24 protein-coding genes are annotated in these 22,695 nt (G+C 42.3%); 15 read left to right on the top strand and 9 right to left on the bottom strand.

Annotated elements, in window-relative coordinates:
• Positions 1-9: 9 nt before the first annotated feature.
• On the bottom strand, positions 10-1,113 hold the full coding sequence (locus B5X77_RS10555) for a YheC/YheD family endospore coat-associated protein (protein ID WP_079507888.1): 1,104 nt from the start codon (positions 1,111-1,113) through the stop codon (positions 10-12).
• 203 nt (positions 1,114-1,316) lie between these two features.
• On the opposite strand from B5X77_RS10555, the gene B5X77_RS10560 reads away from it, so the two are divergent.
• The 4 genes from B5X77_RS10560 (at position 1,317) to B5X77_RS10580 (ending at position 5,591) form a co-directional block, all read left to right on the top strand.
• The gene (locus B5X77_RS10560; RefSeq protein ID WP_079507890.1) at positions 1,317-1,676 is read left to right on the top strand and encodes a YlbF/YmcA family competence regulator; all 360 of its coding nucleotides are present in this window, start codon (positions 1,317-1,319) and stop codon (positions 1,674-1,676) included.
• Positions 1,677-1,803: 127 nt separating this feature from the next.
• On the top strand, positions 1,804-2,676 hold the full coding sequence (locus B5X77_RS10565; protein WP_079507892.1) for a Cof-type HAD-IIB family hydrolase: 873 nt from the start codon (positions 1,804-1,806) through the stop codon (positions 2,674-2,676).
• Positions 2,677-3,017: 341 nt separating this feature from the next.
• Entirely contained in the window at positions 3,018-4,526 is a 1,509-nt protein-coding gene (locus B5X77_RS10570) for a coproporphyrinogen III oxidase (RefSeq protein ID WP_079507894.1), read from the top strand.
• A gap of 273 nt (positions 4,527-4,799) precedes the next feature.
• The gene (locus B5X77_RS10580) at positions 4,800-5,591 is read left to right on the top strand and encodes an enoyl-CoA hydratase (RefSeq protein ID WP_079507898.1); all 792 of its coding nucleotides are present in this window, start codon (positions 4,800-4,802) and stop codon (positions 5,589-5,591) included.
• Positions 5,592-5,900: 309 nt separating this feature from the next.
• Here the strand turns inward: B5X77_RS10580 and B5X77_RS10585 are convergent, their stop codons facing one another.
• A complete protein-coding gene (locus tag B5X77_RS10585) occupies positions 5,901-6,086 on the bottom strand; it encodes a YhzD family protein (RefSeq protein WP_079507900.1) in 186 nt (61 codons plus the stop codon).
• A gap of 146 nt (positions 6,087-6,232) precedes the next feature.
• Here B5X77_RS10585 and B5X77_RS10590 point away from each other — a divergent pair, with 146 nt between their 5' ends.
• From B5X77_RS10590 to B5X77_RS10620, 7 genes are all read left to right on the top strand, one after another.
• Positions 6,233-7,132, top strand: coding sequence for an ABC transporter ATP-binding protein (locus B5X77_RS10590; protein WP_079507902.1), 900 nt, complete (start codon positions 6,233-6,235; stop codon positions 7,130-7,132).
• Positions 7,125-8,378, top strand: a complete 1,254-nt coding sequence (locus B5X77_RS10595) for an ABC transporter permease (RefSeq protein ID WP_079507904.1) — start codon at positions 7,125-7,127, stop codon at positions 8,376-8,378. The genes B5X77_RS10590 and B5X77_RS10595 overlap by 8 nt, the downstream gene beginning before the upstream one ends.
• Before the next feature lie 142 nt (positions 8,379-8,520).
• Positions 8,521-9,216: a Type 1 glutamine amidotransferase-like domain-containing protein gene (locus B5X77_RS10600; RefSeq protein ID WP_079507906.1), complete on the top strand. Its 696-nt coding sequence runs from the start codon at positions 8,521-8,523 to the stop codon at positions 9,214-9,216.
• A gap of 202 nt (positions 9,217-9,418) precedes the next feature.
• The gene (locus B5X77_RS10605) at positions 9,419-10,642 is read left to right on the top strand and encodes a DNA repair exonuclease (RefSeq protein ID WP_079507908.1); all 1,224 of its coding nucleotides are present in this window, start codon (positions 9,419-9,421) and stop codon (positions 10,640-10,642) included.
• A 14-nt stretch (positions 10,643-10,656) separates the two neighbouring features.
• Positions 10,657-13,668 (top strand): ATP-binding protein, encoded by a 3,012-nt coding sequence (locus B5X77_RS10610; protein ID WP_079507910.1) that lies wholly within the window; start codon positions 10,657-10,659, stop codon positions 13,666-13,668.
• A gap of 76 nt (positions 13,669-13,744) precedes the next feature.
• Positions 13,745-14,689, top strand: coding sequence for a 3'-5' exoribonuclease YhaM (gene yhaM, locus B5X77_RS10615; protein WP_079507912.1), 945 nt, complete (start codon positions 13,745-13,747; stop codon positions 14,687-14,689).
• A gap of 211 nt (positions 14,690-14,900) precedes the next feature.
• Entirely contained in the window at positions 14,901-15,083 is a 183-nt protein-coding gene (locus tag B5X77_RS10620; RefSeq protein ID WP_079507914.1) for a sporulation YhaL family protein, read from the top strand.
• Positions 15,084-15,160: 77 nt separating this feature from the next.
• On the opposite strand, the gene B5X77_RS10625 is transcribed toward B5X77_RS10620, so the two are convergent.
• Positions 15,161-16,045 carry a peptidylprolyl isomerase gene (locus B5X77_RS10625; protein WP_079507916.1) on the bottom strand — a complete coding sequence of 295 codons (885 nt, stop codon included), beginning with the start codon at positions 16,043-16,045 and terminating at the stop codon, positions 15,161-15,163.
• A gap of 192 nt (positions 16,046-16,237) precedes the next feature.
• Between B5X77_RS10625 and B5X77_RS10630 the strand changes: the two genes are divergently transcribed.
• From B5X77_RS10630 to B5X77_RS10640, 3 genes are all read left to right on the top strand, one after another.
• On the top strand, positions 16,238-16,318 hold the full coding sequence (locus B5X77_RS10630) for a YjcZ family sporulation protein (protein ID WP_023615406.1): 81 nt from the start codon (positions 16,238-16,240) through the stop codon (positions 16,316-16,318).
• A 94-nt stretch (positions 16,319-16,412) separates the two neighbouring features.
• Positions 16,413-16,496, top strand: a complete 84-nt coding sequence (locus tag B5X77_RS10635) for a YjcZ family sporulation protein (RefSeq protein ID WP_064503397.1) — start codon at positions 16,413-16,415, stop codon at positions 16,494-16,496.
• A 90-nt stretch (positions 16,497-16,586) separates the two neighbouring features.
• Positions 16,587-16,679: a YjcZ family sporulation protein gene (locus B5X77_RS10640; RefSeq protein ID WP_079507918.1), complete on the top strand. Its 93-nt coding sequence runs from the start codon at positions 16,587-16,589 to the stop codon at positions 16,677-16,679.
• A 108-nt stretch (positions 16,680-16,787) separates the two neighbouring features.
• Here the strand turns inward: B5X77_RS10640 and B5X77_RS10645 are convergent, their stop codons facing one another.
• From B5X77_RS10645 to B5X77_RS10655, 3 genes are all read right to left on the bottom strand, one after another.
• Positions 16,788-16,976, bottom strand: coding sequence for a hypothetical protein (locus B5X77_RS10645; RefSeq protein WP_373887809.1), 189 nt, complete (start codon positions 16,974-16,976; stop codon positions 16,788-16,790).
• 476 nt (positions 16,977-17,452) lie between these two features.
• Positions 17,453-18,028, bottom strand: a complete 576-nt coding sequence (locus tag B5X77_RS10650) for an HTH-type transcriptional regulator Hpr (RefSeq protein WP_079507920.1) — start codon at positions 18,026-18,028, stop codon at positions 17,453-17,455.
• Between the two features lie 239 nt (positions 18,029-18,267).
• Entirely contained in the window at positions 18,268-18,636 is a 369-nt protein-coding gene (locus tag B5X77_RS10655; protein WP_079507922.1) for a YtxH domain-containing protein, read from the bottom strand.
• 176 nt (positions 18,637-18,812) lie between these two features.
• Here B5X77_RS10655 and B5X77_RS10660 point away from each other — a divergent pair, with 176 nt between their 5' ends.
• Positions 18,813-19,004, top strand: a complete 192-nt coding sequence (locus B5X77_RS10660) for a hypothetical protein (RefSeq protein WP_079507924.1) — start codon at positions 18,813-18,815, stop codon at positions 19,002-19,004.
• A gap of 44 nt (positions 19,005-19,048) precedes the next feature.
• Here the strand turns inward: B5X77_RS10660 and B5X77_RS10665 are convergent, their stop codons facing one another.
• The 3 genes from B5X77_RS10665 to B5X77_RS10680 all read right to left on the bottom strand — a co-directional run bounded on the left by B5X77_RS10665 (position 19,049) and on the right by B5X77_RS10680 (position 22,331).
• Positions 19,049-19,567 (bottom strand): tryptophan transporter, encoded by a 519-nt coding sequence (locus B5X77_RS10665; RefSeq protein ID WP_079507926.1) that lies wholly within the window; start codon positions 19,565-19,567, stop codon positions 19,049-19,051.
• A 123-nt stretch (positions 19,568-19,690) separates the two neighbouring features.
• Positions 19,691-20,773 carry a 3-phosphoserine/phosphohydroxythreonine transaminase gene (serC, locus tag B5X77_RS10670; RefSeq protein ID WP_079507928.1) on the bottom strand — a complete coding sequence of 361 codons (1,083 nt, stop codon included), beginning with the start codon at positions 20,771-20,773 and terminating at the stop codon, positions 19,691-19,693.
• Between the two features lie 1,138 nt (positions 20,774-21,911).
• Positions 21,912-22,331, bottom strand: a complete 420-nt coding sequence (locus tag B5X77_RS10680) for an HIT family protein (RefSeq protein ID WP_079507932.1) — start codon at positions 22,329-22,331, stop codon at positions 21,912-21,914.
• Between the last annotated feature and the right edge of the window lie 364 nt (positions 22,332-22,695).

Genomic DNA, 22,695 nt, shown 5'->3' on the forward strand with positions numbered 1-22,695 from the left:
CCTTTTGGACTAAGGCTTGCATAGTCCATAGCAATGGTCAATGATGGCTTTCGTCGAGGGCCTGATTTTATTGCCGCGCTCCTCAAAATTCTTAGAGGGCTTGGAGTTGGCCTCGATCAGCCACAAGCTTCCTTTAATGTCGATCCCAATATCAATCCCCAGCTCAGCTGTGTGCCCCTCAGCATGCCGGCCGATCGTTTCAGCTGTTTCCAGCGCTAACTCTTTCATTAGTGCAAGCTGTTGCCGGGCCTGTTCCTTACCGAATATCAACGCCAGCGTTTGGGCGGGCTTCATGACTTCGCCTCCGCGCGCAATATTGGAAACAAAATATTGTTCGGCCGACAACCGGGCAACAATCGAAGTGACCTTCCAGAATTGCTGGGCATTTTTATGACAGAGGACCCTGAAATCCATCTTTCTGCCATTTAATTCTGACAGCTGTACTCCTTGCTGGATGATACAAAGCCTTTTCTCCACCAAAGGGGCAAAAGCGCGTGCTAACTCAGCAACATCCTGAAAAGCTGATAACTCCTTTGCAGGCATGGAGGACAATGAAGCGTGGATCATTTCGTTCGATTTAACGAGCTGGATTATATTTCGCCCCTGACTTCCGTGAACAGGTTTGATGTATAACTCATCATACTTCCCGAGCATTTTTTCGAGCATGCTTTCGTTGAACAGATGTGTTTCCGGTATGAAGGACTGTAAATGGTCCTCCTCCATTAAAAATTCATGAATTTCCCATTTGGATAGAAAACGATGATTAAATATCTTTATTCCCATAGCATGCAATTTATTTAAAAAACCCTTAAATCCTTTGCTGAATTCAGTTCTGCGTGAAGAAACTCGGTTGTAGATCACTCGAGGTAAAGGGAGGGTTCCTTTTTTCCATTCCCCGGCATCCCGGTCATAATAAAAGCCCTTGACTCCATCATCGGAAAAGTCTTTGAGTGAAAAAACATAAAAGCTCCCGCCCGAGTCCGTTATTCCCTGGTGGAGTTCTTCGCAAAAGGAATGGACTTTGCCGAAGTCTGGACCGTGATCTTCTCTTACTTCGGTCAGCAAAGCGATGACAGGGGTTGTTGGCTGGCCTTCAAATTTAACTGGCGTCATAGCTTCCCCTCATTTTCTTCTGGCCGCTTAAGGAAAACAGCCCATAGTAAAATAGGCAAACACACATATTGCATCCTATGAATATTTGTGATTATTGGTGATTTTTCTGGCTGGGCAAATTCCAGAAAACTTGAACTTTTGGCATTCACCAACATAGTTTGTTATAGTGAAGTGGAGCTTTTAACGGAGAAGGAGTGATTTGAATGGCAGTCAATCTTTATGATTCAGCCTACGAATTAGAAAAAGTAATCAGGAACAGTTCGGAATACACAGAATTGAAACGACTTTACGATGCGGTGAACAACGATCCGTCAGCAAAAGCTATGTTTGAAAACTTCCGCAATATCCAGATGCAGCTTCAGGAAAAGCAAATGACCGGGCAGCAAATTACTCAGGAAGAAGTAGAACAGGCCCAAAAGACTGTTGCACTTGTACAGCAGCATCAACTGATTTCAAAGCTTATGGAAGCAGAGCAAAGAATGAGCATGGTCATCGGCGAGCTGAACCAGATTATCATGAAACCTCTGGAAGAACTTTACGGAAACCCAAATCAGCAACAATAAAAAACAGGAAACTCCCGGTACCTTCACCGGGAGTTTTTTTACATAATCCCCCTTTGTTCTATTCTTTTGGTTTCTATCATACAAGTTAAATAAGGACGAAAACACCGAAGAAATGGGGGGCATATAAATGATATACCGTCTTCTTGCGCTTAACGTGGATGGCACGATTCTTCAATCAAATGGAAGGCTCCATAAATCTACAAGGGATGCGATTGAGTACGTCCAGCAAAAAGGAGTTTACGTGACTCTAGTAACTTCCAGAAGCTTTCCATCAGCCAAAAAAGTGGCTAAAGCACTGAAAATAAATTCATTGCTGGTAACACATCTTGGGTCCTATATTTCACACGATCTGCGCAGTGACCCTGTGTTTGAAAAAAGGATTCCGGAGGATGTCACCTTCCAGCTTGTCAGGTTCCTCGAAAGCTTTCCATGCCAAATCCGCCTGGTCCATGAAAAGTATTCGCTGGCTAACAAGTATAAATTGAATCATAACCTGCTGGCAAAGACGGTGTTCACTTCAGGTGACCCGATTTTCTATTCACAGCAATTCACCGATTCGATCAGTGAAACTCTTGTGAATGATCCAGTATCTCCACCAAAAATTGAAGTCTATTTTGAGTACGAGGAAGATCTGCCAGATGCACAACAAGCGATTAAAGGGATGTTCTCTGAAGTCTCACTCTCAAAGCTGAATGACTATCGGCTCGATATCATGCCTGAAGGAGTATCAAAGCTGAATGGACTTATTCAGCTGGGCGAGCATCTTGGCATCCCGCTGAAGGAAATGGTCGCTATCGGCGACAGCAGTGATGACATGGATATGATTCGTGCCTGCGGACTTGGCGTCGCGATGGGAAACGCATCTCCAGAAGTTAAAATGGCTGCAGACTGGGTGACACGATCCAATAACCAGCACGGCGTCAGCTATATGATCAAAGAACACTTCCGCAAACAGCAGCCAATTGAATTCCTTCGAAAAATGAACATTATTAAAATGTAAAATATAGAAGCATGCCTGAATTGACTGCAGGCATGCTTTTAGTGTGTTTGGGAACATATTTGGTTTTTAGGGAAAATATCAAAAGTTTTAAAGATTATATGAGGTTTTTGAGGAATATAATAGTTGGTTTAAGGAATATATGAGGTTTTTAGGAACATTAGTTGGTTTAAGGTATATACGTGACTTAAGGAACATTATTTTTGCATTCAGGAATATACAGGATTTATAAAAAAAAGAATCAATCACACGTGAATACTGGTAGCTTTTGCACTGTCTTGACCAGTGAATCATAATTCTATTACACTTATTGAAGCATGTTAAATTGAAAAGGTGATAAATTCATGAGAGTTCATATAAAAGGTATTAATGATGAAAGGTTCCAGCGGCCATTGGAACTGATCGCAAATCTATTTTTCGAGGAATCACAAGTAATTCTAGGCGAATCTGAATCAGAAGCAGATGCGAGGATTGATTTTGAGGTTCATTTCGAAGAGACCCTCCGTGTAAAAGCAGCATTAACAGCAAGGGATGGGGCCATTTTTACAGCGGAGGCAGATAAAAAAGCCCCTGAAGGATTAAGTGAAAAAGAACAGTTCAAAATCCTTAAAACCGTGGTTTCAAGGGCTTATTTAGTAGTACTGCAGGACTGGACAGGAATTATCCAGAAATGGGGCATACTCACAGGGGTCCGGCCTACAAAGCTTTTGCATAAGAAACTTCGTGAAGGAGCAAAGCAGGAAACAGCCCATAAAGAGCTGAAAGAGCAATATTTGATTTCAGATGAGAAAATCAAGCTCATGCAGCAAATTGTAGACCGCCAGCTTGCTGTTCTGCCAGATTTATACGATTTAAAAAACGGTGTCAGCATCTATATCGGCATCCCTTTCTGTCCGACGAAATGTGCGTATTGTACTTTCCCGGCATACGCCATCAACGGGCGTCAGGGGTCAGTCGATTCATTCCTGGGCGGTCTCCACTATGAAATTCGAAAAATCGGCGATTGGCTGAAGAAAAATGATGTCAAAATTACCACCGTTTATTATGGAGGAGGAACACCGACTTCGATTACAGCCGAGGAGATGGACATGCTCTATGAAGAGGTCCATCAATCGTTCCCGGATGTCGAAAACATCAGGGAAGTAACAGTCGAAGCCGGACGTCCAGATACCATCACACCTGAAAAACTGGAAGTCCTGAAAAAGTGGAATATTGACCGGATCAGCATCAATCCACAGTCATACATCCAGGAAACATTGAAGGCAATCGGCCGTCATCATACGGTTGAAGAAACGATTGAAAAATTCCATCTTGCACGTGAAATGGGAATGAACAATATCAATATGGATTTGATTATCGGCCTTCCAGGTGAAGGAACCGAGGAATTCGGCCATACGCTTGCTGAAACAAAAAAGCTGATGCCAGAATCGCTGACAGTCCATACTCTTTCATTTAAAAGAGCATCCGAGATGACAAGGAATAAACAGAAATATAAAGTGGCCGACCGCATTGAAATTGAGAAAATGATGAACATGGCTGAATCATGGACGAAAGAGCATGACTATGTACCATATTATCTGTACAGGCAAAAGAACATTCTTGGGAACCTCGAGAATGTAGGTTACGCCTTCCCAGGCCAGGAAAGCCTGTACAATATCATTATCATGGAAGAACAACAGACCATCATTGGCCTCGGCTGCGGCGCATCAAGTAAATTCATCGATCCGGATACCGGTGTCATAACACAATTTTCAAATCCAAAGGATCCCAAGTCATATAACGATAGCTTTAAAGAATATGCAGATAAAAAGATTGAAATCCTTGATTCCCTGTTCAATAAAGCGATGATTTAATAAAGAAAGCTCCCGGAGATTAATTTCGGGAGCATTTTTGGCTGGTTTCCGCGAAAATTCGAGATGATTCCGCGAATGTAAGCCTGAATTCCGCGAAAACCAATTTTAATTCCGCGAAAATGGCAGGGAATTCCGCGAGATGGAAAATTCAGATGAATTCCCAGTTTAAGCCCAGCCATTTATTTAAAAAAATCTAAATAGTGAGAAAAAAGTTTTTAAATATAACTTCTCCCTTTATAATAAAAATAAAAGGACCTATTGGAGGGGATGAAGATGACGATTGAATTTTCAACTGAGACTGTAAAGTTAGATATTGACGGGCGTGTAGCTGTCCTGGAATTGAACAGGCCACAGGCAATGAACGCTCTGGATGTGGAGATGATTAAAGGGGTCACGATGAACCTGAAAGAAATCTGTAAGTCTGATGAAATTGATATTGTGGTGATTAGAGGTTCTGGACGTGCTTTTTCTGCCGGCGGTGATATTAAAACAATGCTTTCGAATACAAATGAAAGCGATTTCTACCACGTGATGGATGATATTCATGATATGATTGTGACCCTGTATAGCATGCCAAAGCTAACAATCAGCGCTGTAACAGGAGCAGCCGCTGGTCTTGGCTTCAGCCTGGCGCTGGCGACCGACTACATAATCGCTGAGCCTTCCAGCAAGATTGCGATGAATTTCATTGGAATTGGCTTGATTCCTGATGGAGGAGGCCACTTCTTCATGGAAGAGCGGCTGGGGGAAACAAAGGCGAAGCAGTTAATTTGGGATGGCAAGACGCTATCCGCCGGGGAGGCACTAGGCCTTGGATTGGTTGATGAAGTACCAGAAGGGGATTTCACAGAAGCAATCGATCAGAAAGTGCAGGAATGGCTGAATAAACCGGTGCAGGCTATGATCAAAACAAAGAAGATCCTGGCTGAGAAAAATCGTCCTTCACTTTTGAAAATTCTTGAACTGGAAAAATACGGGCAACACAAAATGCGACAGACAGAGGACCATCAAGAAGGAATCAAAGCATTCCTTGAGAAGAGAAAGCCTAATTTCACTGGTAAATAAAAAAGCGAAGAGGACTTTTCCTCTTCGCTTTTCTAATACAGGAAGGTATAAGTTCACTTCGAGAATTGTCCAGCTCCAGCGCCTAGCCCCTCGAGACGTTTGGTTCCGCCCAATGAAGTCAAAGAGCGACTTCACCGGTCGGTCCTCCAACGCTTATCGGGGCTGACCAAGGCGCTTCCGCTTTTCTTTTGTCCAGCTCCAGCGCCTAGCCCCTCGAGACGTTTCGGTCCGCCCAATGAAGTCAAAGGACGACTTCACCGGTCGGTCCTCCAACGCTTGTCGGGGCTGACCAAGGCGCTTCCGCTTTTCTTAAGGATGAAACAATATCAACTTTCCTCTTGGTGAGGTACAGCGATGTGTCTTATCGCTTAAATTCTTTTCTTCAAGCATCCTGGCCCCGATTTCTTTTGCTTCATCATCATTTCCGGCCTGAAACGATTCATCAATCAGTTTTTCTCCATTTGGTTCAAAGGCTGTAAGTTTGTAGGTATCCATAACAAATTCCCCTTTGTTATAAAATTCAGATGATTACTATTATTTTTGCATAATTTTTTTAAATATGCAAAACAAAAAGATATTAGAATATGAAACTTTTTCCAATCCCTAATCGTAGTATTTTAATGGAGAAGGAGGAGAACGTGATGGTGTTAGAACTAAATCAAGTCACAAAGCGATTCGGAAGTTTTACAGCAGTGAACCAGCTTTCACTTACTATTCCTGAAAAAGAAATGTTCGGCTTCCTGGGTGCGAATGGTGCCGGAAAAACAACGACTTTCCGGATGATCCTCGGCCTGATGGATGCCTCGGAAGGAAGGATATCTTGGGATGGAAAGCCGATCAATTATGAAACCAGCAGCATAATTGGATATCTCCCAGAGGAAAGGGGGCTTTATCCGAAGCTCAAGGTACGTGACCAGATTGTCTATCTTGCGAGATTAAGAGGCATGCAAAAGCAGGCTGCCCTTAAGGAACTAGGTTACTGGCTTAATCGTTTTAAGGTTCCTGAGTATGGTGACAAAAAGGTGGAGGAGTTATCGAAGGGGAACCAGCAAAAAATTCAGTTCATTGCAGCTGTCATCCATAAGCCGCGGCTGCTGATCCTCGACGAGCCTTTCAGCGGGCTGGACCCAGTGAATGTTGAGCAGTTGAAGGAAGCAGTACTTGAACTTAAGGATAGTGGGACAACGATTGTGTTCGCCAGTCACCGAATGGAGCATGTAGAAGAAATGTGTGAGTATATTTGTATCATGCATAAAGGCAGCCCTGTTGTTCATGGTTCCCTTAAGGCAATCAAAAGGTCATTCGGGAAAAAGAACCTGGTCATCCATGCGGATTTCGATACAGCTTTCCTAAGGGAATTTCCTGGTGTGTCTAAGACGAAATTGACAGCTGAGGGAATCCATCTGCAAATCACAGGCGAGCAAGTGGCCCAGGACATTCTAAAAGAAATTGTAGGTAAAGGGTTTATCCGCAAGTTTGTACTTGAAGAGCCAAGCCTTAATGATATTTTCATAGAAAAGGTAGGTGCTTCATATGAATAACTTTTTCATCATTCTGATGCATACATATGTGACCAAGCTGAAAACAAAATCCTTTTTAGTGACAACTATCCTGACGGTAGCTATCATGCTTGCCCTGACTAATATGACCAATATAATCGACTTTTTCAATAAGGGCGAAGAGGCAGATAAAATTGCTGTGATTGATGAAACCGGACAGCTTTTCGCACCCTTGACTGAGCAAATGAGGGTAATTAATGAAGAACTTCGCCTTGAAAAGTATGAAGGGAATGTAGACGAAGCGAGAAAAGAAGTCGAGGATGGAAAATATAAAGGGCTCCTTGAACTAAGATTGAATGGCGATAAACTGCCAGCCGCCTCTTACAAAGCAATGAGCATTGCTGATTCTGCCGTGCCTGCGGATCTCCAGGCAGCCCTACAGCAGATGAAAACGGCAATAGCATCCACACAGATCAATATCGCACCGGAAGAATTGGAGAAATTATATGCGCCGGTTGAATTTAAAAAAGCAGCACTTGAGAAAGACGCCAAGACAGAAGAAGAATTGAATCAGGCAAGAGGGCTTGTATATGTTCTTCTCTTCATCATTTATTTCGCGGTCATAATGTACGCGAACATGATTGCGATGGAAGTCGCCACGGAAAAATCTTCACGAGTCATGGAAATCATGATATCCAGTGTTTCGCCTATCAAGCAAATGTTCGCAAAGATTCTGGGAATCGGCCTGTTAAGCTTGACGCAGCTTGCTGTTATTTTGTTAGCAGGATATTTGTCAGTCACACAGAACCTTGAAAACATGGAAGGCGGATTCTTCGAATTCTTCGGTTTTGGCAATGTATCCGGCAGCACCATCTCGTATGCAGTGATATTCTTTATTTTAGGATATTTTCTTTATGCGACAATGGCTGCGTTCCTTGGATCCCTGGTCAGCCGAATTGAAGATGTACAGCAGATGATCACACCGATGACACTGCTTGTTGTTGCCGGATTCATGATGGCGATGTTTGGTTTGAATCAGCCTGAAGCACCTTTTGTAAAATATACATCGTTCATTCCATTTTTCTCGCCGATGCTGATGTTCCTGCGGGTAGGCATGCTCAATATTCCTTTCTGGGAAATAGCCCTTTCAATCGGGATTCTGGTTGCGACAATAGCCTTTCTTGCCATTTTCGGTGCGAGGGTGTACCGGGGCGGAGTCCTTATGTACGGAAAATCCAATTCTTTTAAAGATATAAAGAAAGCATTGCAGTTAACGAAAAACGGATAGCAGTAAAAAGCCGCAAACATTTGGATTGCGGCTTTTTAATACAGGAATTTCGTATGTGGAGTGGTATTTTATATAAGAATGGATTGTGTTTTATACAGATTCTGTTGACAGCAAATAAGCTTACAAAAGGAGAGTGTTCAAGTTGAGACAGATTATTGCGATGGGAGGCGGGGGGTTCTCGATGGAGCCGGAAAACCCGCTTTTGGATTTGTATATTCTCGGACAGTCGGAAAAACGGAAGCCCAAGGTTTGCTTTTTGCCTACAGCAAGCGGCGATGCTGACAATTATGTTGAAAGGTTCTATTCTGCTTTTCAATCCAATGAATGTACACCCTCGCACTTATCCTTATTCAGGCCTCCAACCAGAGACCTGGAAGCATATATTATGGATAAGGACATTATCTACGTGGGAGGCGGCAGTACCAAGAACCTCCTTGTCCTTTGGAAGGAATGGGGATTGGATCGCATCTTGCGGAATGCCTGGCAGAATGGAATCATTTTGGCTGGAGTCAGCGCCGGTTCGATTTGCTGGTTCGAAGAAGGAGTAACGGATTCTTATGGTGACGGTATGGAGCCACTAAAATGCCTCGGATTCTTAAAAGGAAGCAATTGCCCCCATTATGATGGAGAGGCAGAACGGCGACCGGCGTATGAACAATTTGTCAGATCTGGTCAGATTGCTGGCGGATATGCTGCAGACGATGGTGCCGCCTTGCATTTCATTGATGAGGAACTGGTCAGGGCAGTGAGTTCAAGACCGCATGCCAAAGCATATGAAATTACCCTGGAAAATGGTAAAGTGACAGAGAAAGTGATGAATACAACATATCTTGGCTGAAACTGAACTGCAGTTCCTCAAAGGGCTGCAGTTTTTTATATGAGAGGATTGATTAAAGTGGTGCTGTGCTCGTTCCGGGGATATTTGGTCAAAAAAGTATCAAAGTGTAAGAAAGAGGCTATATTTAAACTAATAAGAACGTGCATTCGTATTTTTTGAGTGTTAAAATGAAATTAAAGAATGAGGGGAAAGGAATATTCCAATGAAACAAGTGAAGTTTTTACATACAGCCGATCTCCATCTGGACAGCCCAATGGTGGGACTGCGGCATCTGCCCAAAGCCATTTTTCAACGGCTTCAGGAGAGCACTTTTAAAGCGTTGAGCAATATGATGGACGAGGCAATCAAACAGAAAGTGGATTTTGTTGTGATAGCTGGGGATCTGTACGATGGTGAAGACAGAAGTATTCGGGCCCAGGCTTTTCTCCGCAATGAAATGGCGAGGCTTGCTGAAAAAGGAATCAAGGTATTTGCCATTCATGGTAATCACGACCATCTCGGAGCCCAATCGGTTGCAATTGATTTTCCAGATAATGTCCGGTTTTTCAACGGCCAGGTTGAAACAGCTGTTTACAAGAAAGATGATGGCACTCTGGTTCATCTATACGGATTCAGTTACCCTGAACGGCATGTAATGGAGCGATGGATTGAGAAATATCCAAGAGGGGTTGGAGCTGATTTTCACATTGGTCTGCTTCATGGCCACTTTGAGGGGGCAAGCGATCACGGGAAATATGCGCCCTTCAGGTTATCGGATCTTATTGACAAAGGCTATGATTACTGGGCGCTTGGGCATATCCATAAAAAGTCGTTTTTATCTGAACAGCCTTATATTGTCTATCCAGGAAACCCTCAAGGACGGAACAGGAAGGAGCTCGGGGACAAAGGGGCTTATATCGTTAACTTGACAGATTCAGGAGCAGAAGTTTCTTTCATTGAAACAGCCGATGTGATTTGGGATGAGACTGTTATTGACGCCAAGGATGCAGCCGGTTTTAATGGCATCTATGAGAAATGCCTTGCTGCCATTGAAGGTAACAGAAGGGATGGAAAAGGAGTCCTCATGGACATCCGGATTGAACGCTTGAATCCTGAGCTGTCAGATGTCGTTGATAAAATAGACAGTGGCGAATTGCTTGAACTTCTTCAGGACGCAGAAAAAGGAGAGGATTCGTTTGTCTGGGTCCACAAGCTTCATTTTTCGGAAGATGTTGTCATTGACCGTGGGAATTTAATCAAACAAAGTGATTTTTATGAAGAATTATTCAAGACAATCGAGCAGTATGATGATCTGAATGAACCGTTGTCGCCATTATTCCTGCACAGTCAGGCTCGAAGATATCTTGAGGTGCTTTCAGAAAGCGAAAGAGAACAGCTGGTCAGGGAAGCAGAGCAGCTCCTGCTGCAGCAGTTGACGAAAACTTAAGGAAAGGAGGAAGCATGATGAAACTTATTGAACTGCATGTATACGGATACGGCAAGCTCGAGGATTACGTAATCAATCCTTTGGATCAATTTGATGTTTTCTATGGTGAAAACGAGGCCGGAAAGTCCACGATCATGTCATTTATCCATAGTATCCTGTTTGGCTTCCCCGCGAAGCAGAGTGCAGAGGTCCGCTATGAACCTAAAAATAACCCGAAGTATGGCGGGAAAATTAAAGCCTTTTTTCCTGACAGAGGAGTTGCAGTCATTGAAAGGGTGAAAGGCAAGGCATCTGGTGATGTGACTGTATCACTCGAAGATGGGACAATTGGCGGGGAAGAATTGCTCAAGGATTTGTTGAAAAGAATGGATAAAGGCATATTTCAGGCGATCTTTTCTTTTAATGTACATGGATTGCAAAATATTCATGCACTTAAGGGAGAAGATCTTGGCAGATATTTATTTTCTGCTGGAACATTCGGCACAGATAAACTCTTCCATACAGAAGGCTTTTTGCTAAAGGAAATGGAGCAGCGTTTCAAGCCGAGCGGGCGAAAGCCATTGTTAAACGAGAAAATGAAGGAGCTGAAGGACGTTCAGGCTTCCCTGAAAAAAGCAGAGCAACACAATGATCAGTACTCCAATTGGGTGAGCGAGAAAGAGGAAATAGAGGCTGCAATTGACCGGTTTGAGAGGGAAATTCAGCGGTTAGAGCAATCAGGAGTGAAGCTGCGCGAATACAAGCGGAATGAAAGGCTGGTCCTCGAAGCTGCGTCATTAGAGCGAAAAATCAATGAGCAAGATAAGTCATTTTTTCCAGAGGACGGTCTTAATCGGTTTGAAAGGTTGGACGAGCAGCTTAAGAATACACAAGCAAGAAAGTTGGCGCTTGAAGAGAAACAGGATTATTACGAGACTGAACTGCAAAAGTCGATACCGGATTTTGAGCTGCTTGAAACGGAAACAGAGCTTGAAGCCCGAACAAAGAATCTGCCATTATATGATCAACTCAAGCAGGAAAAAAGGCTTCTTGAATCAAAACTGGAGGAAATAATTGAAGAAATCAGTCTGCTTAATGATCAGCTCTATACAAATTTCAATGAAGAGAATATCCAGGGGATTAATACAAGTATTTTTATCAAGGAACAGGTCGAAGATATCCAGCAGACGCAGCAAAGGTTGACGGATAAAAAGCATAGGCTTGAAGCTGACTTTGAAGAGGAAAAAAGGGGACTCGCTGAACTTGAAGCAAATGCAGAAAGGCTGAAAAGTCGATTGCTTGGTGAAGATCAACGGAAGCAACTGATGATTGAACTAGATCAACTTGAGAATACAGAAAGAATCCAGTCTGAATGGCGTTATGTAAAAGATCAGATAGAAGCAGTTAAATCCAGTAAGGCAGCTGAGAAAATAAAAAGCAAGAAGCAAAAAATGAAGGACCGTCAGCAAACACTCCTTCTCGGCGGTATATTTCTGATTGTTTTGTTCTGGGGAGTCGTGAATAGTACCTGGCTGCTGGCAGCTGTGGGAATTGCCGGATTAATTTTTCTTGCGGTTGGACTGTTCAAGTCAGCAGGCCATTCTGAATCTGAACTTTCTGCAGAGGCCCAGATTCTGACAAAATTGATGGAGCGGGAAAGAGAACTAAAAGAATCATTAAGCATTCATTCGGGCGGCAATGTATTCTCAACTAAGAGTCTGCTGGCGAAAGACGAAGAAGCAAGGCAGCAGCATCGTGAGCTGATTGTCAAAATCGAGCAGCAGCATCATCGGTTTGAAAAAGTAGTTCAGCAATTCGAGGAATGGGAATCAGAATATGGCAATTTGAAGCAGAAAAAGGCAGAATTATTGGGTCAATTGGGACTGTCTGAGAAACAGGAGCCGATCAAATTATTAGATGCCTATCATTTACTGGAAAAGCAAAAACAAAACTTTCGCGAAAAGAAGAGAACGGAAGATAGTTTGAAAACAGTAACCGCATCAATCAGGGACATGGAAGACAGCCTGAAAATGCTTGCACACCGGTTTCTGCAGAATGGCAATTTTACTCCTGTTGAAGCAGCAGGTTCTTTAAAGAGGGCTCTGCGTGAAGCGATGGAGCAGCAGGCAAAACATCGGAATATGATCTCGAAACTGGACGAGCTCGGAGAAGAGCTTGCTTCTCTTCAAAAGGAAGAACTTGTCCTTAGTGAAGAGAGAGCTGGATTAATGGCCAAGGCTGATGCTGACAATGAGGATCAATTCAGGCTGAAGGCCAAAAATACTGAGCAGGTGAAAGGCTGGTCTGCAAGGCTTCAGGATATTAATCATCAACTTTATGCTTCTGGCATTACCGATGAGGATCGTCAGAAGATCCTGACAGGCATTTCTCTCGAGGAACAAATAGAGGAAAATGGAGCAAAGCTGGAAGCGTGCAAGAGGGATTTGAACAGGCAATTCGATCGAATGGCCGAAGTGAAGCAAAAGATGAATATGATCGAAGAGGGAGGAATTTATAGCGAATTGCTCCATAAATATAGACAGCTGCAACATGAATTTGCTGAGGATGCAAAAGAGTGGGCGAAGTATGCGATAGCAAGGGACATGCTCTCGAAGACAATCGGTCAGTACAAGGATGAACGGATGCCTAAGATGCTTACTATGGCGGAAAACATTCTTTCGATCTTGACAGATGGAAGTTATATAAAAATCATTCCCCAGGCTTCTGGCAGCGGTTTTTTGATTGAAAGGAAGGATCATGTACTATTTGAAGCGAATGAGCTAAGTCAGGCCACTGCTGAACAAGTATATGTGTCAATCAGGCTGGCGCTAGCCGCTGTCCATCATGACCGATATCCATTCCCCATCATCATAGATGACAGCTTTGTCAATTTTGATCATCTCAGGACTGCACGCATTGTCCAGCTGCTCAGGGAGATGAGCAGCAAAAACCAGATTCTGATTTTCACATGCCATCGTCATCTGCTGGACTATTTTTCAGAAAAAGAAATTGTGCATCTGCAAGAAAAAAGTACAAATATAGTTTGAAAATAGCATGGTTTGAGAATCAGAGACAATAGACTCAATGTGTTATACTGTTGCAGAGAGGAGAGGTCGGTTAACGATGAATAAAGGAATTTTGAATCATGAAACAGGGGAACAGGTTGAATTATTTTTGCTGATCAAACACTCGACAAAGGGGATTGCCAGCAATGGGAAGCCATTTTTGACTCTTATCCTCCAGGACCAGAGCGGGGAAATCGAAGCGAAGCTATGGGATGTCTCCATGGAAGATGAAACTACTTATTGTGCTGAAAGCATTGTAAAAGTCCAGGGAGATATACAGAACTACCGTGGGCGCAACCAGCTGAAAATCAGGCAAATTCGCGCAGCTTCAGAAGCGGACTCTGTAAAACTATCTGATTTTCTTGAGACAGCTCCTGTCAGCCAGGATGAAATGAGCAGTAAGCTTACACAATATATTTTTGAAATGAAAAATCCCAATATCCAGAGAATCACCAGACATCTATTGAAAAAGAACATGAATGCATTCATGGAATATCCTGCAGCGACAAAGAACCACCATGAATTCGTTTCAGGTCTTGCCTATCATGTCACCTCGATGCTTGATCTTGCAAAATCAATTGCCACCCTATATCCAAGTCTGGATAAGGATCTTTTGTACGCTGGAGTCATTCTGCATGACCTGGGGAAAGTCATCGAGCTTTCCGGCCCTATTTCAACGACTTACACAGTTGAAGGCAATTTGCTCGGGCATATATCGATCATGGTAAATGAAATTGGCAAGGCGGCCGATGAATTAGGGATTTCCGGGGAAGAGGTAGTGATTCTTCAACACATGGTTCTGTCTCATCATGGGAAAGCAGAATGGGGCAGTCCAAAACCGCCAATGATCAAAGAGGCGGAAATCCTGCACTACATCGATAACCTCGATGCAAAAATGAACATGCTGGACCGAGCTCTTTCTAGGGTTAAACCAGGGGAGTTCTCCGATAGAGTTTTCGCACTTGATAACAGGTCATTCTATAAGCCTGTATTTCATAAATAGACAGCAAAGCACCCCTGCCAAATAATGCAGGGGTCTTTTCATTCTTAATGGTAATTATTGTCCAGGAGGCCTCCTAAGCAATTAGAATATCGATAGGAACGGAGCTCAAATTCATACATAATTTTAGCTATAAAGGCATATTTGTAAAGTAGCCTCATATCTATACTGTAAGAGTTCAATTTGGACAACCTTTAAATGGAGGGTATAAAAAATGTCAATTCCAATCTGGGTAATAGCAGTCGCAGCAGGTATCGTATTCAGTGCCTTTATGGCAGTCAAGACAGGCAAAGAAGAAAGAGAACAAGAAATGGAAAGCATTGAACGCGAAGGCGAGCTTTATATGAAACGGCTCGAACGGGAAAAAGAACGCCGTGAACATTCTGCAGAAGCATAAAAAACACTGGCTCCGGAATACGGAGCCAGTGTTTTTTTATGAGACCTATTAATAAGCCTGTCCAAAAGTGATGGAGATTATGGCTGTGTCGGTGCTTCTGCTGCTTCAGGGAACTCAGCAGCACCTTTAAGTTCTTTATCCTTAATCTTTACGTTTGCCTTATCAAGCTCCTTTTTCAGGACATCTTGAATTTTGCTGGAATCCAGCTGGGCAAGTCTTAAATCATACTCTAATTCGTCTTTCATTTTATCGTATGATTCTTTTTCTTTCTTTTCCGTTACCTTGATGATATGGAAGCCGTGCTGTGATTTCACCGGTCCGCTGATTTCATTTACGTCAAGCGCGTAAGCAGCCTCTTCGAATTCAGGAACCATTTTGCCTGGCCCAAAGAAACCGAGGTCGCCGCCATTGGCAGCTGAACCTGGATCTGTTGAATATTCCTTCGCGAGGTCTTCGAACTTAGCGCCTTCATCCAATTTTTTCTTCACTTCGTTAGCGGTTTTTTCATCTTTTACAAGGATATGGCTCGCCTTGATTTCAGGCTTGTACTCTTCGTAGCGCTTTTTAACCTCTTCTTCACTTACCTTAACATCTTTGAGGGCAGCTTTTTCCATTAGAAGCTGGTCTTTAAGGATCTTTTTTAATTCGTCCTCATTTTTAAGCTGGTTCTGCTGGAGAACTAGCTCAAAATTGTCTCCTAATTCAGCTTTAAGCTCGGCCACTTTTTCTTCAACTTCTTTATCCGTAACTTTATAGTTCTTTGAAAGTACTTTCTGGTAAAGCAATTCTTGAAGGGCTTGCTCCCCATACTTTTCCTTCATTGATTCGTAAAGTTCTTCTTTAGTAATGTTACCTGCTTTTGACTCAACAATTACTTCTGAAGAATCTGCATTATCATTACTGCATGCACCCAACCCCATAACTCCGGCAGCAACCGTGAGGGAAATTATCATTTTTTTCATGGTGAACATCTCCTAAACAGAAAATTCTAGTGGCCATTTTTATCCACAAAATCTACTATAACATATTTTCAATTTTCTACAAAAAATAAATAATGGATAATTTTTACTAATTGAGCTGTTGGGCGGATATCTATACCGTTTTTTCACAGATGCATAGGATGTAAGGAAGAGAAATAAAGGAGGTATTTTGTTATGGGCCACTATAATTCGGGATTTGCTTTGATAGTTGTCTTGTTCATTTTGCTGATTGTTGTAGGGGCAGCATACCTGTAACCAACAAAATGCATGGAAAGCAGGATAACTGCCTATGCGGAAATGACCTTGCTTGAATAAGATATCATAACCACTTTTGGAAGGAGGTGTTAATATGGGTGCAGGATACGGCGGCGGCTTTGCGTTAATTGTCGTGTTATTCATTCTGTTAATCATCGTGGGTGCAGCTTGGCTTTAATTTCTAAGTAGAGTATGGGGGGACATCAGCCCCCATACTGCTGCCTAAAGATGTTAGGGCAAGTTCTTAAAGCAGAAAGGAGGAACCTCAATGTCTGGAGGAGGCTGTGGATACGGCGGCGGCTTTGCATTGCTCGTTGTCTTGTTCATTCTGTTAATCATCATCGGTGCAGCTTGGCTGTAAGCAGCCGATGGGGCAATGCTTTCTGCATGCCTTAATTATTTAAATAGCTCTGTATGAAGACTTAAAATAAAAAGCGGTGAGGAGTCCCTCACCGCTTAATTTATGTAGTCACGTATACAAGATTTCAACGAAAGATGAAATCAGCAAAATTGTAACTAGGATATTGATCGTCCTGAAAATTTTAACATGTTTGTCTTCCGGGATTTCCTTCTGTATGCAGAGGGAGTCTGTTAGCTTATTTATATAGAAAAGAATGAAGGCTGCAAAAAGGACAAACACGAATAAAATGGAGATCATCGAAGAATCCCTCCTTAGCAATCTTTTTATCTTAAATACAATAACAAATATTCAAGGAAAAAGATAGTTTTTTATAAAGGCTCAGTCCGTAAACTTTGTCGCTTCTCTGCGAAACTGAAAATATGTACCCGGGCTTTAGTTAGATTGATTTTGTGTGCTTAAATGAGCACTAATACATATAAGAATCCAGATAAGGCACTTGTTTGGATAGCGGCATTCAGGTAATAACAGCCCATGTGGCTAAAGATATTGGAGGGGTCTTAACAAGTGTCGAGTTGAGAAAAATTTAAAAAAGTAATGTGAGATGGTGAGCAAATAAGCGCAAAAATAAAAAGCGGAAAGATTTATTCTTACATCCGCTTTATAAGATGCTGTCAGCTGGCCGTACAGCCAAACTGCAGCCAGAGGAAGTATACATAGTTTGTGAATTCTGGGAGTTATTCCTTCCTCTAATGGAGTTAAACGGCGGTTAAACCTTAAGCATACTCCTTCTCGGCTGGGTCGATCTTCTTGAGCGTTCCGTCTTCGTCAGTAAACCTGCTGTCGATATTCGTGAAGGATTTCTCGAATATTTCCATGAAATCGTCACCATAAATATTTCTGACAATGGCCATGATTTCAATGATATCAGGGAACTTGCCATACAATTCCTTTAAGGGCATAGCACCTGAAAAAACGGAATTCTTATCAGGTTCGTAGCTTTCCATCAATGCGAGCAATATGCCTTCGCCTTCTTCAGTTAACTGGATATAGGTATTCCTTTTGTCGCTTTCTTTTTTAGAAAACTTTAAGTAGCCTCGTTCCTCAAGCTTTTTTGAGAAGTTGAAAGCAGTGGAAACATGCATGACACCAAATTTGGCCACATCAGAAATCGAAGCACCATTCAAATGGTAAGCAATCCATAAAATATGGTGTTCATTGATATTCAGGTCGAATGGCTTGATCCATTGCTGCCAGTCCTTTTCCACAGACTTCCAGAGGGCTTTGCTCAGCTGGGCCACTCTCTGGCTAAACATCATGGCTTCTTTCATAGTATAATTTTTATCTCCCATTCTCATATTCACCTACTTTATTGTTTCTATTTTCATTATGCCAATAAAACAAAAATTAATAAAGAAATAAATTTACAAAATTTTTTGAATTTGTTAAAAATCATCTAAAGACGGGGTTAAATTATGTAAAGTATTTAGATGTCATAACAAATACACCATTTGCATAATATATTTTTCTTGATAAAATAGGAAAATCCTTCCCATCAAAAAAAATTAGTTAATGGGAAGGACGAGACCTTTTATTTTGAGGTGCTATTGTCCGCCAGTTCTGATTCAAGGTCTGAAATTGAATGTTCGAGCTCCTTGATATCTTCCTGAAGAGCCTTTTTATTTTCTTCAGTTTCTTGCTTCCACTCCCAAATAACCGTTTTCACGTCAGTGATGAAGGTTTGCATAGAAGCCTTACCTTCTTTGGAAGCTGAGGACACTGTGTTCTTTAATTCCACAACCGCATCCTTAATATCCTTGATGGAACCAATGTATTCATCCTTATTCGCTTTAAGCGTCCTTCTAGTCTCATAACCTGATTTTGGAGCTGCGAGTAATGTTGCAATCCCCGCTGCAGCTCCCCCAACAAGCATTCCCATTAAAACCGATTTTGCTTTCATGATTTGACCACCTCATCATTTTTTCTGTATATGTTCTGTAAAAGGATGCGAATTCCTCTTTTCCTTCTATATTTAATTTCCTATTCTCAGGCAAATAAACGTATTATGCTTCATAGGCTCGAATTTACAGGCATAAAGATAAAATAGGCTCTTGTACAGAGGAAGAGAGGAGGGGAGTGGGAATTTTTACAAGTGTAGTATTTTTCATCAGTATTGCTTTCTTTGTGGGGGCAGTCCATAATCTCCTTGCGTTAAAGAAGCCGGGTATGTATCCTCCGAAGGTGCTGTTGCGAAAAAGGGCTGGCACTTTCGCAGGTGGAGGAGCAATTTTCCTAGTACTCGGGATCATTTTTTACTCATTTCAGTAAAATTAAAAAGCCCCTGTCCTTTACCGGACAGGGGCTCTATTGATTTAATTCACTTCAGCAAGTTTTGCTCGTTTAAAGATATTTGTTGCCACTGGATAAAGAATGGCCATGAATACTGTGTTAAAGGCTGCGGCAGGCAGAACAACTCCCCCGAAAAGGGCGATGAATGGTCCAGGCAGGCCGACTAGGAAGTAGGCTGAACCGAGGAAAACAATCCCGGATACAATGGTTCCGATTGCGGTCAAACCAGCTGCAGTATAAACGGACGACTTGAATTTTTTCAACACCAGCAGGACTGCCAAAAAGACAAAAGCCGTTACAGGCTTATCGATAATATTTGGAATTAGCCCGCCTGGAAACGTTGTAGTTAATCCAGAGATCAATCCAGTTACAGCTCCAATCAACAATACACTTTTCTTGTCAGGAAAAAGAATGATTCCAAGGAACATCATGGTCAGCATCATATCTGGCTTCATTCCAAGGATAAAACCTGGTACTACAGTGTGCAGCACTGCACCCATCCCGACTAACAGTGACAAGGCTACAAGATTCTTCGTATTCATTTCTCATCTCTCCTCTGCTATTCTAGCTAACTGTGCCCCTCCTGCAGTGCTCTCTATGCCTGCAGCGAAAAGCTTTTTATAATTATAACACATAAATTAATGGAGTAAAGGATTAATATTCTGTTAATTTCGCAGCCTGAAATGATTCATGAAATCAGCAAGTTTTTCAACATGTTCTAGCGGTACAGCATTGTAGATGGAAGCCCTGCAGCCGCCGACAGATCTGTGGCCGGCCAGGCCTATGAACCCTGATTCCTCCGCCTCATGGAGGAAGGAGGAAGTCAAATCTTCATTGTTCAAAGTGAAAGTGATGTTCATCAGTGAGCGGCTACCTTTTTCTGCGTGGCCTTCATAGAATCCGTTACTGCTGTCAATCGCATCATATAGCAATGCAGCCTTCTGCTTGTTTTGCAGTTCAAGCTGTTTTACTCCTCCAAGTGATTCAGCCCATTCGAGGACAAGCATCAGGAAGTAAACGGATAAAGTAGGCGGAGTATTATAAAGGGACTTTGAGTCAGCATGCACCTTATAATTAAGCATTGAAGGCAAACCTGGTTTAGAGCGTTTGAGCAGATCCTTATGGAGAATCACAACCGTGACACCGGACGGGCCCAAATTCTTCTGGGCACCAGCATAGATGAGCCCATGCGATGATAAATTGACAGGCCGGCTTAAAATATCGCTCGACATGTCCGCTACAAGCGGTACTGTAAGATCTTCGGGCAGGTTATGCCACTGGGTTCCAAAGATAGTGTTGTTCGTCGTGATGTGGAGGTAGGAAGAGTCAGATGGAACTTTGATTTCGGAAAGGTTGGGGATAGATTTAAAGTTAGCAGATTTTGTTGAAGCGATTTCCACCGCATTTCCAATCTTCTTAGCTTCTTTCAGAGCTTTTTCACCCCAGGTGCCCGTCACAACATAGCCGGCGGTCGTCCCTTCATCAAGCAGGTTCAACGGAACCATTGTAAATTGAAGGCTGGCACCTCCCTGCAGGAAGAGTACCTCATAGTCATCCGGAATGAGGAGGAGATCGCGCAGCAGTTTTTTTGCCCTTTCGTTGATTGCTTCAAATTGCTTGCTGCGGTGGCTTAGTTCCATAATCCCCATCCCGCTATCCTGGTAATTCATCATTTCTTTTTGAGCCCTCGCCAGCACAGCCTCAGGTAACGCAGCAGGACCAGCATTAAAATTCAGTGCACGTTTCAAGATCATCCCTCCATAAAAATAAAATACGGCCACTCGTTAATGCATTAAAGTTATATCCATGCTACCAGAAAAAGAAGTGAAATTCTAACATTTTCAGAAAAGTTTTATAAATTAAGGAACTTCGATAAAGTCCTCCCAATAACCCCCTGCTGTCTCGTTCATTCATAAAGATTCTATATGCCCAAATTTGGTTAGGAGCTGTAAAAAGGTCACATAGAAAAATTCTATAAGCCCAAAAGTGAGTGAAGCCGCCAAAAAGGTCACATAGAAAAATTCTATAAGCCAAAAGTGAGTGAAACCGCCAAAAAGGTCACATAGAAAAATTCTATAAGCCCAAAAGTGAGTGGAGCCGGCGAAAAGGTCACATAGAAAAATTCTATAAGCCCAAAGTGAGTGAAACCGCCAAAAAGGTCACATAGAAAAATTCTATAAGCCCAAAAGTGAGTGGAGCCGGCGAAAAGGTCACATAGAAAAATTCTATAAGCCCAAAAGTGAGTGAAACCGCCAAAAAGGTCACATAGAAAAATTCTATAAGCCCAAAAGTGAGTGAAGCCGCTAAAAAGGTCACATAGAAAAATTCTATAAGCCCAAAAGTGAGTGGAGCCGGCGAAAAGGTCACATAGAAAAATTCTATAAGCCCAAAAGTGAGTGAAACCGCCAAAAAGGTCACATAGAAAAATTCTAGAGTGGAACCGGCGAAAAGGTCACATAGAAAAATTCTATAAGCCCAATAAGTGAGTGGAACCAGCAAAAAGGTCACATAGAAAAATTCTATAAGCCCAAAAATGCAGTGGAACCGGCAAAAAGGTCACATAGAAAAATTCTATAAGCCCAAAAGTGAGTGAAACCGCCAAAAAGGTCACATAGAAAAATTCTATAAGCCCAAAAGTGAGTGGAACCAGCAAAAAGGTCACATAGAAAAATTCTATAAGCCCAAAAGTGAGTGAAACCGCCAAAAGGTCACATAGAAAAATTCTATAAGCCCAAAAATGAGTGGAACCGGCGAAAAGGTCACATAGAAAAATTCTATAAGCCCAATAAGTGAGTGGAACCAGCAAAAAGGTCACATAGAAAAATTCTATAAGCCCAAAGGTCACAGCTGCAGGAAAACACAAAAAAACTCCCGCAATGCGGAAGTTTAAATTTTGCTGTTGATCTCAGCGGCAATTTTTTGATAATCCTCTGATGTATACTTGTCCTGATGTGTTTTCCAAACTGCACCGAAACCATCCCCATCGCCATAACGAGGGATAATATGCATATGGAAGTGGAATACAGACTGTCCTGCTGCTTCGCCATTGTTCTGAACTACATTCAGTCCAATTGGATCATAGGCCGCTTTAATCGCATTCGCCACTTTTGGCACTGCCTTGAAGACGTTGGCTGAAATCTCATCTGTTAGTTCATACACGTTTTCTTTATGTACTTTAGGGATGACAAGTGTATGTCCTTTTGTTACCTGGCTGATATCCAGGAATGCCAAAACATTTTCATCCTCATATACCTTAGCAGAGGGAATGTCGCCGTTAATGATTTTGCAAAAAATACAATCACTCATATCTTCCACCCTTTCCATTAATCATGTTTCTGGTATTTTATCATATTCTGCCAATAAACATAAAGAAAGAAAGGACAGGATCCGCATGGAATCCTGTCCCTGAAGGGGGAACTAACTACTGTTTATTTACGTTCTCAGCAGGTATACCTTTGATAAACACCTCATTTTCAATTCATTTGAATTAAAAGAATGATGGGTTATTCAGTACCTGGTTCAATCGGACCATCCCCTGTCTGCTTTAGTCGGTTTCACAACTTATAAAGCGGGAAGTGATCTGCGACACACACCTCATTTCAAAATGTGGAGTGATGTTAATGAACGGCTGGGTTAACATTTACGTAGCGCAATGCAACCATCCCCTTGT

Origin of the sequence: Mesobacillus jeotgali, assembly GCF_900166585.1 — a bacterium.
GTDB lineage: Bacteria > Bacillota > Bacilli > Bacillales > Cytobacillaceae > Mesobacillus > Mesobacillus jeotgali_A.